Below are 13,417 nucleotides of genomic sequence, written 5' to 3' on the forward strand. Positions count from 1 at the left end.
ACTCTACGTCAAGTAACCAAGTTACCGAGTTGCCGCACCGACGAAGCGAGGATCGATGGGTTCACTGGAGGGCCGGGTGGCCTTCATCACCGGAGTGGCGCGCGGCCAGGGACGCAGCCACGCGGTAAGGCTGGCGGGCGAGGGCGCCGGCATCATCGGCATCGACATCTGTGCCGACATCGCCTCCAACGGATACCCGATGGCCTCCCTCGAGGAGCTCGAGGAGACCGTCGAACTGGTGGAATCCGCGGGCGGGACGATGCTCGGCGCGGTCGCCGATGTCCGCGACTACCACGCCTTGGATGCCGCACTGAAAGCCGGCGTCGAGCACTTCGGCCGACTGGACATCGTCCTCGCCAACGCCGGCATCGCCACCATGAGCTTCCGCGAACTCACCATCGACGAAGAGCTCGAACAGTGGAGCGACGTGCTCAACGTCAATCTGGTCGGGGCCTTCCACACCGTCCGGGCGGCGATCCCGCACTTGATAGCCGGTGGGCGAGGCGGTTCCATCGTGCTGACCAGCTCGACGGCCGGACTGCGCGGCTTCGGCGGGACGGGCGGTGGCGGCCTGGGCTACGCCGCCTCCAAGCACGGCATCGTCGGACTGATGCGCACCCTGGCCAATGCGCTTGCCTCGCAAAGTATCCGGGTCAACACCGTGCACCCGACCGCGGTGAACACCATGATGGCGACCAATCCCGCGATGACGGCGTTCCTGGAGGCCTATCCCGACGGCGGCCCGCACCTGCAGAACCCGATGCCGGTGAGCCTGCTGGAGCCCGAGGACATCAGCGACGCCATCGCCTTCCTGGTGTCCGATGCCGCCAAGTACGTCACCGGGGTCACCTTCCCCGTCGACGCCGGCTTCTGCAACAAGCTGTGAGCGTCCGCGACGGCCGGGTGGCCGGCAAGAAGGTACTGGTCACCGGTGCGGCCCGCGGCATGGGCCGAAGTCACGCGGTCCGGCTGGCCCAGGAGGGCGCCGATTTGATCCTGGTCGACGTCTGCGCCACTCCGGAGGGCCTGGAGTACCCCCTGGCGACCGAGGAGGATCTGCGGGAGACCGAGCGGCTGGTCACCGAACTGGGCCGCACGGCGGTGGCCCGGGTCGCCGACGTCCGTGACGAGACCGCGCTGCGGGCCGCTGTCGACGAGGGCGTCGAGATCATCGGCGGGCTCGACGCCGCGGTCGCCAACGCCGGTGTGCTCACCGTCGGCACCTGGGACACGGTCACCACCGAGCAGTGGCGACTGGTTCTCGAGGTCAACCTGATCGGCGCCTGGCATACCTGCGCGGTGGCTCTGCCGCACCTGGTCGATCACGGCGGCAGTCTGATCAACATCAGTTCGGCGGCCGGCATCAAGGGCAACCCCCTGCATATTCCCTACACCGCGTCCAAGCACGGGATCGTCGGGATGAGCAAGGCCCTGGCCAACGAGCTTGCCGCCCAGAGTGTCCGGGTAAACACCGTGCACCCGACCGGTGTCGCCACCGGTATGGCGCCGCCGTCGCTGGCCACGGTGTTCGGCGAGAAACGCCCGGACCTGGTGCCGCTGTTCATGAATGCGCTGCCGGATCCGATGATCGAGGCCGTCGACGTCAGCAACGCGGTGCTGTTCCTGGTGTCTGACGAGTCCCGGTATGTCACCGGCCTGGAGTTCAAGGTAGATGCCGGTGTCACCATCCGCTGAAACACCCGACGGCGCCGCGGCGTTCGCCGAGATCATGACGGTCCCGGCACCGGCGGGCGACAGTCCCACTACCTCGATGCTGCTCGATCTGGTGTACGGCGACATCTGGCAGCGACCCGGCCTATCCCGGCGTGACCGCCGGTTCATCACCCTGTCGTGTGTCGCGGCGGCGGACGCCGAAGGGCCACTCGACGATCACGTGTATGCCGCGCTGAACAGCGGTGATCTGTCCATCGTGGAGATTCAGGAGATGGCGCTGCATTTCGCGGTGTACGCCGGGTGGCCGAAGGCATCCCGGCTGAACATGGCGATCGATGCGCAGTGGTTCCGCATCCACGAGGAACGCGGTGAGCCGGTGCCGCCGCCGGCGCCGCTGTTGCCCCTGTCCACCCCCAGCGATCCCGAGGCGCGACTGGCGGGCGGGGAGCAGGCGTTCAAGGAGATCAACTGCATCCCCTACACGCCGATCCGGGACAACGCCTATCACGGCGGCGGGATCCTGAACTTCGTGTTCGGCGAGATGTGGCTGCGTCGCGGCCTGGGGATGCGGGAACGGCGGCTGGTGACCGTCACCTGCGTGGCGTTCCAGGATGCGCCGTACCCGATCCTCAGCCACGTCTACGCGGCACTGAAGAGCGGGGATCTGTCGTTTGACGAGATGGACGAGGTGGCACTGCATTTCGCGGCGTACTACGGCTGGGCCAAAGCGGCCAACCTGCAGCAGGTGATCGACGAGCAGAAACTTCGGGTGCGCGACGAATGGGCCGCCGAGCAAGAGCCCTAACCGCCGGCGCGGGTGAATTCGATGTTCAGCTCGGTGAGCCCGCGCAGTAGGAAGGTGGGCTCGTACGAGTAGTGGCGGGTATCGGCGGGGCCGTGGGGCTCGGCGTCGATCCGGATGTCGTCCATCCGGTCCAGCAGCCGGTTGATCGTGACGCGGCCCTCGACCCGGGCCAGCGGAGCACCCGCGCAGGTGTGGATGCCGCGGCCGAACGCGATGTGTTCGCGCACGTTCTTGCGGTCGATCCGGAACTCGTTGGGGTTTTCGAACTTCCGCGGGTCGCGGTTGGCCGCACCGAGGCACAGCATGAGCACCGTGCCGGCCTTGATCGGCACCCCGCCCAGCGTCGTCGAACGGCGGCAGAGCCGGAAATCCACCTTGGTCGGGCTTTCCATGCGCAGCGTCTCCTCCATGAAATTGCCGACCAGGCTTCGGTCCTCGCGCAGCAGTCGCTGTAGGTCCGGCTGGTCACCGAGGATCTGCACGGCGGCACTCAACAGCTTGGTGACGGTCTCCTGGCCCGCGGCGAACAGGAACGTTGCCGGGCGTACCACCTCGAGAAGGGGAGGCGTCGAGCCGTCCGGGTAGGTGGCGGTGGCCAGACCGGTCAGCACATCTTCGCGGGGGTTGCACCGGCGGTCGGTGATGTATTCGCTGAACAGATCGTCGAGGTACCGCAGCGGATTCCTGCCGACGGGCTCGTGATCGAGAGACCCGACCATGGACCCCGGCGCGTCGCCGGCGCCGAGGTTGCGGCGCAGCCGCGGGCGATCCGCTTCGGGCACGCCCAACAGGTCGGCGATCGCCAGGGTGGCGAATGGCTTCGCGTACTCGCCGAGGAACTCGCAGCGCCCGTTGCCGATGAACTCGTCGATCTGCTGATCGGACAGTCGCCAGATGTAATCCGCGTTCTCCTGCAACCGCTTCGGGGTGAGCAGGCGCCCCAGCAGCGACCGGGCCTTCTCGTGCTCGGGCGGATCCATCACCACCATGTGCTCGTAGATCGGAAACTCGTGTCGATGTGCCTCGATGAGGTCGCCGATGTCGTCACCCTCGGGGGTGAACGGCAGCGGCGGGAACGGCCCACCGATTGCGTTGACCGCGGAAAACGATTCGACGTCCTTGAAGGCGGCGTGCACCTCCTGATAGCCGGTGACCGCGACGACGCCGTAGTGCGGCTCGGTGAACACCGGGCCGCACTCCCGCAGATGGTCCCAGTATTCGTAGGGATCCTGGGCGACCTCGGCGTTGGTGAAGTAGTCGACGTCGGCGAGTTTGGTCATTTCGTTGGCCTCCGGGCTGGGGGTGCGGACCTGTCATCGCCAATCAAGAACTGATCGGTCGATCAGGGCAGCGGCACGTGTCATGGATACCACGCTGCCGATGGGGCGTCAATAATCCGTAGAGAACTCGCGACATGCTGCCGTTGACAGTGCGTCCGATTCGCGGTTAGCGTGCTGATCGATCGATAAATGATCGATCGACCGCGGTGCGCCTGGAGGCCGTCGGCGGATTCAACGAGCGACAACAGCGAGGTGGACATGACCGGACGGGTAGCGGGCAATGTTGCATTCATCACCGGAGCGGCCCGGGGGCAGGGGCGCAGTCACGCGGTACGGCTCGCCGAGGAAGGTGCCGACATCATCGCCGTCGACATCTGCGCCCCGGTCAGCAGCAACACACAGATCCCGCCGGCAACGGCCGACGATCTCGCCGAGACCACGGATCTGGTCAAGAACCTCGGCCGGCGGATCGTCGCCGCCGAGGTGGACGTCCGCGACTTCGATGCGCTCAAGGCGGTGGTGGACGCCGGCGTCGAGCAACTGGGGCGGCTGGACATCATCTGCGCGAACGCCGGGATCGGCAACGGCGGCCAGACGCTGGACCATACCAGCGAAGAAGACTGGACCGACATGATCGACGTCAACCTGTCCGGTGTCTGGAAATCGGTGAAAGCAGCGGTACCGCACCTCATCTCACAGGGGGAGGGTGGCTCGATCATCCTCACCAGCTCGGTCGGCGGCCTCAAGGCGTATCCGCACACCGGGCACTACATCGCCGCCAAACACGGGGTCGTCGGCCTGATGCGCACCTTCGCCGTGGAACTCGGGCAGCACGGCATCCGGGTGAACTCGGTGCATCCCACCAACGTGAACACGCCGCTGTTCATGAACGAGGGCACCATGCGACTGTTTCGACCGGATCTGGAGAACCCGAACGCCGACGACATGAAGGTGGTGGCCCAGCTCATGCACGTGCTGCCGGTCGGTTGGGTGGAGCCGATCGACATCAGCAACGCGGTGCTGTTCCTGGCCTCGGACGAGTCGCGCTATATCACCGGCCTGCCCATGACCGTCGACGCCGGAAGCATGCTCAAGTGAAGCCGGTTCATTGACAGGTCGCACCGGCCGGTGTGATAGTCGAGGCAGTAAAAGCGAAAACGCCGTTTTCGAATAACTCGGCGCCCCGGGTGCCGGCGAAGCTGGAGGACCCGTGCCGGACGAGCAGGTACCCGCCTGGAAGAACCCGATGGCCTGGCTGCCGCACGCGATTGCCGAGGCCGCGCTGTCGGGAACCGGAACACCGGATGCGGAGATGGCCGAGGCCTGGGCCCACCTGCAGGAACGGCTCTCGGCGGCAGCGCAACTCGTCGCGTCGACGCCGGCCAACGGGAACCGGATCGACCACGCCGCCGGCATGCGCCACCTGATGATCCTGCTCGCGGTCGGCATCGACATGGCGCTGCGGGTCGATCCCGACCCCGTCCTCGCGGTCAACCGCGCCAAGATGGACGATGTCGTCACCTGGGGTCTGGAATGCCCCGACTGCGTCTACCTCAACGCCACCATGCGGGCCGGGGAGAGCTACCGGCTCTACGGCAACCGCGGCACCGCACGGTACGTGGGCCTGCAGACGATGGACGGAATGACCACGACCGCCAATGCGCTTGTCGACGAACTCGAGGTCGACGCCGACGGGAACTTCGAAGTGGTGCTCTCTGCCGAGGAGCACCCGGGCAACTGGCTGCGGCTGGCCGGCGAACACCCGGTGCTGACGGTCCGGAACTTCCTCTACGACTGGGACACCGAGACCCTGGCCGAGTTGAAGATCGAGCGGATCGGCGACCCGGTGCAGCCGCCGGATCGCTCGGTCGACCCCGAGACGTCGGTGGCCCGGCAGCTGTATGCGCTGGGCGAGTTCGTCTACGACAACCTGAAGTTCTTCCTCGATTTCGGGGCGATGCCGCAGGCGAACGGTTTCATCCCGCCGGCGGATATGAGCGCCATGGGGGCGGCGGCGGAGAACCGGCCGGTCATCGGGCGTTTCGAGTTGGCCGACGGCGAGGCGCTGATCCTGGAGTTCGACCCGCCCGTCGGCGTGTACTGGAGCATCTCGCTGGGCAACCCGTGGCTGGAAACCATCAACTACGGCCGGCACCAATCCAGCCTCAACGGTCATCAGGTGGTCACCGACTCGGACGGGAAGGTGCGCTTTGTGCTTTCCGCCCGGGATCCGGGGGTGGCGAACTGGCTGGACACCGCTGGGCACAGCAACGGGGCGATGCTGTTGCGCTGCGTGCGGACCGAGACCGCCCCGGTGCCGGGCGTTCGTCGGGTTAGCGCAGACGAGGTACTCCAGCACCTGCCGGCCGATACCGCTCGGTGCACACCCGCCGAGCGCGCGGCCGTCGTCGAAGGCCGTCGCCGGGCGGTGCACGATCGGTTCTACCGGTAGCGCCACCGGACTCTCGGGTTACACCTTCTGCATTCTTACCGTATGACATACCGTAATAGCGGTAGGTTGGCGGTAACCGCAAGGAGAGGAGCGTCGATGCCGGTTCCGGACGTCCACGATCCGCAGCTCTGGCTGCGCGAGCCCGATGCCGAACTCGCCGAGTTCCGGCGCTCGTGCCCGGTCGCTCGCCACCCCGACGGCCGCTTCTGGGTGGTGCCGGGCCACCACGAGATCTCCGAGATGAGCAAGGATCCCGAGACCTACAGTTCATCCAAGGGCGTGCTGATCGGCGACCTCAAGCGCACGGTGGCGGGCACCGAGTCCATCCTCTACGTCGACCCGCCCCGGCATGTCGAGATGCGCCGGATCGTCAACCGGGGTTTCACCGTGCGCCGGGTCGCCCAGCTCGCGCCGGTCATCGAACGGATCGTCACCGAGGTGTTCGACGGCCTCGAGCCCACTGCGCCGATCGATGCCGTCGACGCGATCAGCGCGCCGGTGCCCATCCTGATGATCGCCCACATGCTCGGGGTGCCGGCCGAGGACCTGCCGACCTTTCGGGTCTGGTCCGACGCAATCGCCGTTGCGGCAACGGATCCGACTGATCCGCGGGCCATGGCGGCCATCGACTTCTTCGTCTACTTCAACACCAAACTCGATCAGCGGGCCGGCGAGGAGAACCCGCCGGCGGATCTGCTCACCGCGCTCACCGCGGACGCCGAACTCACCCGTGCCGAGCAGCTCGGCTTCTGCATGAGCCTGCTGGTGGCCGGCAACGAGACCACCCGGCACCTGATCAGCGGGGGGCTGGCCCTGCTGGCCGAGCACCCGGAGCAGCGGTCGATGCTGGCCGCCGACCCTTCCCTGATTCCGGCCGCCGTCGAGGAGATGCTGCGCTGGATCACCCCGATCGTGGCGATGGCCCGCACCACCACCTGCCCGGTGACGATGGACGGCGTCGATGTCGACGAGGGCTCCTATCTGGTGATGCTGTACGCCGCGGCCAACCGCGACGAGAGGGTGTTCGGCGATACCGCGGATCGGTTCGACGTGACCCGATCGCCGAACCCGCACCTGTCGTTCGGCATCGGTGAGCATTTCTGCCTCGGCGCGCAGTTGGCGCGGCTGGAGGCGAAGACGGTGTTCACCGAGGTACTGCGTCGCTGGCCCGATTACCGGGTGCTCGACGGGGTCGAAGGCGAAGAGTCGACGCTGTTGCGCGCGACGGCGAAGCTACCGATTCTGTTGCAGCCCTGACACCAGGAGAGAATCACATGGCATCGCAGCCGACGGTGACGGTTGCCGAGTTGGTGCGCCGACGGGCGGACGACGACAACATCGGGTTGGTGTACGGCACGCAGTCCTGGAGCTGGCGCGAGGTGGTCGCCGAGGCGGCTGCACGCGCGGCGTGGCTGAAGGCCACGCTCGATCCGGACCGACCGCCGCATTTCGGGGTGCTGCTGCCGAATGTGCCCGAGTACGTGTTCGAGATCCTCGGAGCAGCGCTGGCCGGCGCCTGTGTGGTCGGGGTCAACGCGACCCGCCGCGGCGCCGAGCTGGAACGCGACATCGAGCACACCGGATGCCAGTTCGTGCTCGCCGACGCCGGATACGCCGACCTCGTCGAGCACCCGGTGCTGATCGAGGATCAACCGTGGTCGGCCCACGCCGGTGCCGCGCTGCCGGAGACGGACCCACCGGCCTCGGCCATCATGTTCCTGCTGTTCACCTCGGGATCCACCTCGGCGCCGAAGGCCGTCATCCGGACCCAGGGTCGGGTCGCGGGAAGTGCGGTACCGGGCTTCACCGCCGACGACGCGCTGTACTGCCCGATGCCGTTGTCACACGGCAACGCGCTGAGTTCGACACTGCTGCCCGCGCTGACCGCCGGGGCCCGGCTGGTCTTGCGGGACAGGTTCTCGGCCACCGCCTGGCTCGACGACGTCCGCGATCACCGGGTGACCTTCACCAACACGGTGGGCCGCGCGCTGGGCTACATCCTGGCAACACCCCCGAGCGATCAGGACCGCGATCACCGGCTGAAAGCTGTTCTGGCACCGGAGGCTTCGCCGCGGGATATGTCGGCGTTCCGGGAGCGATTCGGAGCCCGGGTGGTCGGTGGGTACGGCTCGAGCGAGGGTGCGATCATGCTGTTGCCCGCCAAAAAGCCCGGTTCGCTGGGGACCGCGCCGCCCGGACATGATCTGGTGGTGCTGAACGCCTCGGGCGCCGAATGCGCGACGGCGCAGTTCGATTCCGCGGGGGTGCTGTGCAATGCCGAGGAGGCGATCGGGGAGCTGGTGCGGCGCAACGCCCGGGACGCGTTCGAGGGCTACTGGAACAATCCGGACGCCGAGACGGACCGGATGCGCGGCGGGGCGTTCTGGTCCGGGGATCTGGCCTACCGGGACGCCGACGGCGTGTTCTGGTTCGCCGGACGGGTCGGGGAGTGGCTCCGCGTCGACTCGGAGAACTTTGCCGTCGCGCCGGTGGAGCGCATCATCGCGCGCTATCCGGACGCCGCCGCGGTGGCCGTGGTGGGTGTGCCCGACCCGCTGGCCGGCGACCAGATCCTGGCTGCCGTCGAACTTGCGCCCGGTACCGAGTTCGATCCCGAGGGTTTCGCGGGATTCCTCGCCGCGCAAACCGATCTGGGTACCAAGTGGGCGCCGCGGTTTCTGCGCATTGCGCCGCAGATCCCGGTGCTCGGCAACGGCAAGGTGAACAAGGTCCCGGTTCGCCGGGAAGCCTGGCTGTGCGACGACCCGGTGTGGTGGCGCCCGCCCCGTTCCGAACGCTACCGGCGGATGAGCGACGACGACCGCGCGGCGATCCGAGCGGAATTCGTCGAGCACGGGCGGATCGCCGCCTATCCGGCAGTCGTTGACAACCCGGCCGCGGCCGTGTGAAGGTGGACAGTATCTGAAAATATGGTTTTCAGTTAATGCCGCTGGGAGGCCGCAGGATGACGTTCTCCGCCGACGAGCTGGAAGACGGTGCCCGCCAGGCCACCGGTCTGGACGATTTCGGTTCCCCGTACTACCGCGAAGGCCTCGAGCGCACGGTCGAGGCACTCAACACCGAGGCCGACCTCAACGACCTGGGCCGCGTCATCCAGCACGCCACCGTCTCCAACGCGCTGATCCAGCGACTGAAGATCGAGGAGACCTACAAGCAACACCCCGAGATCGCCGACGAGGTCGTCGAGGGACCGGTTTTCGTCATCGGGCTGCCGAGAACCGGCACCACCGCGCTGAGCCAGCTGGTGGCCGCCGACCCGCAGTTCCGCTCCCTGCGCATGTGGGAATCCCAGCAGCCGACACCGCCGCCGGAGGCCGAGACGCAGCACTGTGATCCGCGGATCGCCGATGCCGAGACCGGCCTCGCCATGCTCAACGACATGTTCCCGCTGATGAAGTCGTTGTACAACTCGGAGGCCACCGCCGCCACCGAGTGCCAGGACCTGATGGGAATGAGCTTCCGCACCTTCCACTTCGACGGTGCAGTGCGCGCGCCGAGCTATCTGGCCTGGCTCATGGACTGCGACATGGGGGAGACCTACGCGTATCACGCCCGGGTACTCAAACTCCTGCAATGGCACTGTAAGCCGAGTCTGTGGCATCTGAAGACACCTGTGCACGTGTTCGCACTCGACGCCCTCGTCGAGACCTATCCGAACGCCAGATTCATGTGGAGCCACCGCGATCCGGCGAAGGTGATGGGTTCGGTCTGCAGTCTCATCAAGTACGTGCGCAGCTGGAGCAGCGACCGCGACGACGCCCACGAACTAGGTGCCGAGCAGCTGGCCAGCTGGGTCGAGGGGATCCGGCGGGCAATGGACTTCCGTAGGCGGGTCGGAGACGAGCGATTCGCCGACGTGTCGTTCGCCGAACTGCAGTCGTCGCCGGTCAGCACCCTGGAACGGGCCTACCGCCAGCTGGGTCTGGAGTTCACCGAGACCAGCCGGCGCACCGCGGGGGACTGGGCACAGTCGCACCGGCCCGGTTCGCGAGGCGCGCACGACTACGACCTCGCCGACTACGGCCTGACACCGGAACAGGTACGGGCGAGCTTCGCCGAGTACCTTGCGACCTATGACGCAACCGGGTGATTCGGCTGGTGTCGGCGGGCCGGTGCGCCGCCGGCGGGAGAAACTCGCCCCCGACCCGGCCATTCGGCACCAGCTCGTCGCCGCCGGTGCCGAGCTGGTGCGCGAGAACGGCGTCCGGGGTCTGTCCGTCGCCGGGGTTCTCGAGCGCTGCGGCCTCGGGACCCGCGCCTTCTACCGGCATTTCGAAGGCAAGGACGCGCTGTTGGCGGCGGTATTCCTGGATGCCGCGCAGGCCGAGACGCGCCGTCTGCGCCGCCGCATGCGGGCCGCGCCAAGCGCCGCCGATGCCGTCGTCGCCTGGATCGACGGCCGGCTGGACCTGGCGTTCGACGCGACGGTGAAATCCGATCTGCGCCAGCTGTCCGAGGAGGCGCAATCGTTGATGATCAGTTCCCCGGCACTGGTGCAGGAGGCCTTTGGGGAAATGCTCACGCCACTGGTCGAACAGCTCCAACGCGGCCTCGACGACGGACTGTTCGACGGCATCGATCCCGCCACGGATGCGCAGCTGATCCAGGGCGCGGTATGGGCCTGCACCGAACGCCAGTGGGTCGCCGGTGACGCCACGCACTCCGATATCCGTGCCGCCGTGCTGCGGTCGACACTGCGCGGGCTCGGCGTGGCACCGCAAACCATCGCCGGAGTGCTCGCACAGAACTGAGCCACCCACCCACGCCGAACGTGGGCCGGAATCAACCGGGGGTGCCAGTAGGCCCCACTCTCGGCGGGAAGAAACCTAAGCCCCCGGGTAGGTGCTGCCGAGGCGGGCCAGCTGCGCGGTCGCCGCGCCCAGGGCAAGCTCGTTGTGCTTGGCCCACAGGAAATACCGGAACAGCGGATAGCTGGTGTCGATGCCGATGCCGCCGTGCACCTGCTGCGCCGTCGCGGCCACCCGCATGCCGGCCTCGGCGGCCCAGAACTTGGCGATCAGCGCGGCACGGCCGGCGGGCCGGGCTTCGTCGACCAGCCACGCGGCGTGCCATGTCGTCCACCGGATGGCCTCCACGTCGATGAACGCGTCCGCCATCCGCTGCTGAACCGCCTGGAAACTACCGATGGGCCGTCCGAACTGCTCCCGTTCTCCGGTGTAGGCCGCGGCGATCCGGAGCGCTCGCTCGGTAACGCCGATTTGCATCGCGCACAGGCCCACCAGGGCGCGATCGGTCATCTCGCCCAGAGTGGTTACGCCGTCGGGCAGGGGGATGCGGTCGGCCTCGGCGACCCCGACGCCCACCAACGTGAGGTCGCCGCAGGGTTGGCCGCTGCTGGTTTCCACCTCGGTGATGCTCACCCCGGGGGATTGCGTGTCGACGACGAACAGGGCGACCTCGGCGTCGTCGGTGACCGCCGGTATCACCACGGCGTCGGCGAGTTGGGCTGCGGGCACCAGGTCCTTGGCGCCGTCGAGGCGCCAACCGCTGCCGTCGCGGCGGGCTGCGGTCTTCGGCACCGCGACGTCGGAGCGGCCGGGTTCGGTGAGACCGGCGGTCAGTATCCGGCTTCCGTTCACCACGTCGCTCAGATGCCGAGCCTGCTGATCGGGTGATCCGAATCGGGCGATGTTGTCGGCGCCGAGCAGCAGCGTCGCATACGCCGGCACCGGAGCGACGCTTGCGCCCACCTCGGCGAGCAACAGGCAGAGCTCCAGAAAGCCCCGGCCGCTGCCGCCGACGGCCTCCGGCAGGGCGATGCCCAACAGGTCGGCGTCGGCGAGGCGCCGCCACAGCTGCGCGTCGTGTCGGGTTCCGGTTGCCTCGATCTCGGTGAGGCGGTCCGGGGCGGCCCATCGCTCGAACAGGGTCCGGGCAACCTGGGCGAGTGCCCGCTGATCCTCGGAGAAGGTGAAGTCCACGGTGTCGTCCCTCCGGGTCAGGCCTGGGTCGGGCGGGGTTCGCGGGGCATGCCCAGCCCGGCCATGGCGATGATGGTGCGCTGGATCTCGTTGGCGCCGCCACCGAAGGTGTTGAGCACCGCGGTCCGCACCGCCGACTCGAGCGCGCCGCGCAGCGGGGCCTGGTGTCCGGAACGGCAACCGCTGCGATCCAGGATCTCGATGAGTTCACCCGCGACGCGCTGGGTAAGCTCGGTGCCGAAAACCTTTGCCGCCGAGGCCTCACCCATTTCCAGGGCGCCCTTGGACATCGCGGCGTTGATCCGCAGGTTCACCAACCGGTAGGCGGCGACCTGGGCCTCGACCCGGGCCAGCGCCAGCTGCACCCACGGCTTGTCGATCACCCGCTCGTCGTCGACGACGGTCTCGGTCGCCCACCGCAGGGTCTTCTCGAACAACGGCTCCAGCGCACCGAGGGTGCCTAGGGCGGCGCGTTCGAAGTTCAGCTGCGTGGTGATCAGCTTCCAGCCCTGGTTCTGGGCGCCGACCAGTGCGCTGGCCGGGATCCGGACGTCGTCGTAGAAGGTGTAATACGTCGAGATTCCGGGCATGGTGTGCAGCGGTTGACAGGAGAATCCCGGCGCCGAGGTCGGCACGATGAACAGTGAGATCCCCTTGTGCCGCTTGGCCTCCGGATCGGTCCGGGCAGCCAGCCAGATGTAATCGGCGTTGCCGGCGCCGCTGGTGAACATCTTCTGGCCGTTGATCACGTACTCGTCGCCGTCGCGGACCGCGGTGGTCTGCAGCGCGGCGAGGTCGCTGCCCGCCGACGGCTCGGAGTAGCCGATGGCGAACTCCACGGTGCCGGCCAGGATGGCGGGCAGGAACGTCTGTTTCTGTTCCTCGGTGCCGAACTGCATGAGGGTGGGCCCGACGGTGTTCAGCGTCACCAACGGGATCGGGGCGTTCACCCGTTTGGCCTCTTCGAAGAAGATGTGCTGCTCGATCGCGGAGAATCCCTGCCCGCCATATTCTTTCGGCCATCCGACGCCGAGCAGTCCGGCGGTGGCCAGTGCGCGCACGCACTCCTTGATCGCCGGGCTGCCCTCGCCGCGGCGGCTGATCGCGGCAGACCGCTCCGGTGTCATGACGGCTTCCAGATCGGCCCGGATCGATGCCCTCAGCTGCTCCTGCTCAGGGGTGTAGTCCAGATGCACAACTCACCTTCTTCGGGTCGGGATGATCGCGTGGGGGCGTGGCCGCC

The 13,417-nt window shown here is 67.7% G+C and carries 12 protein-coding genes; 9 read left to right on the top strand and 3 right to left on the bottom strand.

Annotated elements, in window-relative coordinates; genetic code table 11:
* The first annotated feature begins 55 nt into the window (after positions 1 to 55).
* Genes G6N16_RS13250 through G6N16_RS13260 form a run of 3 tightly spaced genes read left to right on the top strand, consistent with a single transcriptional unit; the run spans position 56 to position 2,479 of the window.
* Positions 56 to 886: a mycofactocin-coupled SDR family oxidoreductase gene (locus tag G6N16_RS13250; RefSeq protein WP_083030937.1), complete on the top strand. Its 831-nt coding sequence runs from the start codon at positions 56 to 58 to the stop codon at positions 884 to 886.
* Positions 883 to 1,695 carry a mycofactocin-coupled SDR family oxidoreductase gene (locus tag G6N16_RS13255; RefSeq protein WP_083030935.1) on the top strand — a complete coding sequence of 271 codons (813 nt, stop codon included), beginning with the start codon at positions 883 to 885 and terminating at the stop codon, positions 1,693 to 1,695. Before G6N16_RS13250 ends, G6N16_RS13255 begins: the two co-directional genes overlap by 4 nt.
* Positions 1,673 to 2,479 carry a carboxymuconolactone decarboxylase family protein gene (locus tag G6N16_RS13260; RefSeq protein WP_083030934.1) on the top strand — a complete coding sequence of 269 codons (807 nt, stop codon included), beginning with the start codon at positions 1,673 to 1,675 and terminating at the stop codon, positions 2,477 to 2,479. Before G6N16_RS13255 ends, G6N16_RS13260 begins: the two co-directional genes overlap by 23 nt.
* Here G6N16_RS13260 and G6N16_RS13265 read toward each other — a convergent pair.
* Positions 2,476 to 3,759, bottom strand: a complete 1,284-nt coding sequence (locus tag G6N16_RS13265; protein ID WP_163787878.1) for a cytochrome P450 — start codon at positions 3,757 to 3,759, stop codon at positions 2,476 to 2,478. The genes G6N16_RS13260 and G6N16_RS13265 overlap by 4 nt on opposite strands.
* 258 nt (positions 3,760 to 4,017) lie before the next feature.
* Between G6N16_RS13265 and G6N16_RS13270 the strand changes: the two genes are divergently transcribed.
* From G6N16_RS13270 to G6N16_RS13295, 6 genes are all read left to right on the top strand, one after another.
* Positions 4,018 to 4,857 carry a mycofactocin-coupled SDR family oxidoreductase gene (locus tag G6N16_RS13270; protein ID WP_083033963.1) on the top strand — a complete coding sequence of 280 codons (840 nt, stop codon included), beginning with the start codon at positions 4,018 to 4,020 and terminating at the stop codon, positions 4,855 to 4,857.
* Between the two features lie 148 nt (positions 4,858 to 5,005).
* The gene (locus G6N16_RS13275; RefSeq protein WP_083033965.1) at positions 5,006 to 6,211 is read left to right on the top strand and encodes a DUF1214 domain-containing protein; all 1,206 of its coding nucleotides are present in this window, start codon (positions 5,006 to 5,008) and stop codon (positions 6,209 to 6,211) included.
* A gap of 96 nt (positions 6,212 to 6,307) precedes the next feature.
* Entirely contained in the window at positions 6,308 to 7,468 is a 1,161-nt protein-coding gene (locus G6N16_RS13280; RefSeq protein WP_163787879.1) for a cytochrome P450, read from the top strand.
* 17 nt (positions 7,469 to 7,485) lie between these two features.
* Positions 7,486 to 9,120, top strand: coding sequence for an AMP-binding protein (locus tag G6N16_RS13285; RefSeq protein WP_083032810.1), 1,635 nt, complete (start codon positions 7,486 to 7,488; stop codon positions 9,118 to 9,120).
* A 56-nt stretch (positions 9,121 to 9,176) separates the two neighbouring features.
* Positions 9,177 to 10,322: a sulfotransferase family protein gene (locus G6N16_RS13290; protein WP_083032812.1), complete on the top strand. Its 1,146-nt coding sequence runs from the start codon at positions 9,177 to 9,179 to the stop codon at positions 10,320 to 10,322.
* A complete protein-coding gene (locus G6N16_RS13295) occupies positions 10,306 to 10,983 on the top strand; it encodes a TetR/AcrR family transcriptional regulator (RefSeq protein WP_083032813.1) in 678 nt (225 codons plus the stop codon). The genes G6N16_RS13290 and G6N16_RS13295 overlap by 17 nt, the downstream gene beginning before the upstream one ends.
* A gap of 75 nt (positions 10,984 to 11,058) precedes the next feature.
* Here the strand turns inward: G6N16_RS13295 and G6N16_RS13300 are convergent, their stop codons facing one another.
* Together G6N16_RS13300 and G6N16_RS13305 are read right to left on the bottom strand one after the other, a co-directional pair.
* Positions 11,059 to 12,174: an acyl-CoA dehydrogenase family protein gene (locus tag G6N16_RS13300; protein WP_083032815.1), complete on the bottom strand. Its 1,116-nt coding sequence runs from the start codon at positions 12,172 to 12,174 to the stop codon at positions 11,059 to 11,061.
* Between the two features lie 17 nt (positions 12,175 to 12,191).
* A complete protein-coding gene (locus tag G6N16_RS13305; RefSeq protein ID WP_083032816.1) occupies positions 12,192 to 13,370 on the bottom strand; it encodes an acyl-CoA dehydrogenase family protein in 1,179 nt (392 codons plus the stop codon).
* Positions 13,371 to 13,417 lie beyond the last annotated feature (47 nt).

Origin of the sequence: Mycolicibacterium insubricum, assembly GCF_010731615.1 — a bacterium.
In the GTDB taxonomy this organism is placed as follows: Bacteria; Actinomycetota; Actinomycetes; order Mycobacteriales; family Mycobacteriaceae; genus Mycobacterium; species Mycobacterium insubricum.

What these genes read in the sequence shown, in the direction of transcription:
- G6N16_RS13260 (WP_083030934.1), top strand. Translation starts at nt 1,673, where the DNA reads ATGCCGGTGTCACCATCCGCTGAAACACCCGACGGCGCCGCGGCGTTC.
- G6N16_RS13250 (WP_083030937.1), top strand. Translation starts at nt 56, where the DNA reads ATGGGTTCACTGGAGGGCCGGGTGGCCTTCATCACCGGAGTGGCGCGC.
- G6N16_RS13270 (WP_083033963.1), top strand. Translation starts at nt 4,018, where the DNA reads ATGACCGGACGGGTAGCGGGCAATGTTGCATTCATCACCGGAGCGGCC.
- G6N16_RS13295 (WP_083032813.1), top strand. Translation starts at nt 10,306, where the DNA reads ATGACGCAACCGGGTGATTCGGCTGGTGTCGGCGGGCCGGTGCGCCGC.
- G6N16_RS13290 (WP_083032812.1), top strand. Translation starts at nt 9,177, where the DNA reads ATGACGTTCTCCGCCGACGAGCTGGAAGACGGTGCCCGCCAGGCCACC.
- G6N16_RS13275 (WP_083033965.1), top strand. Translation starts at nt 5,006, where the DNA reads ATGGCCTGGCTGCCGCACGCGATTGCCGAGGCCGCGCTGTCGGGAACC.
- G6N16_RS13265 (WP_163787878.1), bottom strand. Translation starts at nt 3,759, where the DNA reads ATGACCAAACTCGCCGACGTCGACTACTTCACCAACGCCGAGGTCGCC.
- G6N16_RS13285 (WP_083032810.1), top strand. Translation starts at nt 7,486, where the DNA reads ATGGCATCGCAGCCGACGGTGACGGTTGCCGAGTTGGTGCGCCGACGG.
- G6N16_RS13280 (WP_163787879.1), top strand. Translation starts at nt 6,308, where the DNA reads ATGCCGGTTCCGGACGTCCACGATCCGCAGCTCTGGCTGCGCGAGCCC.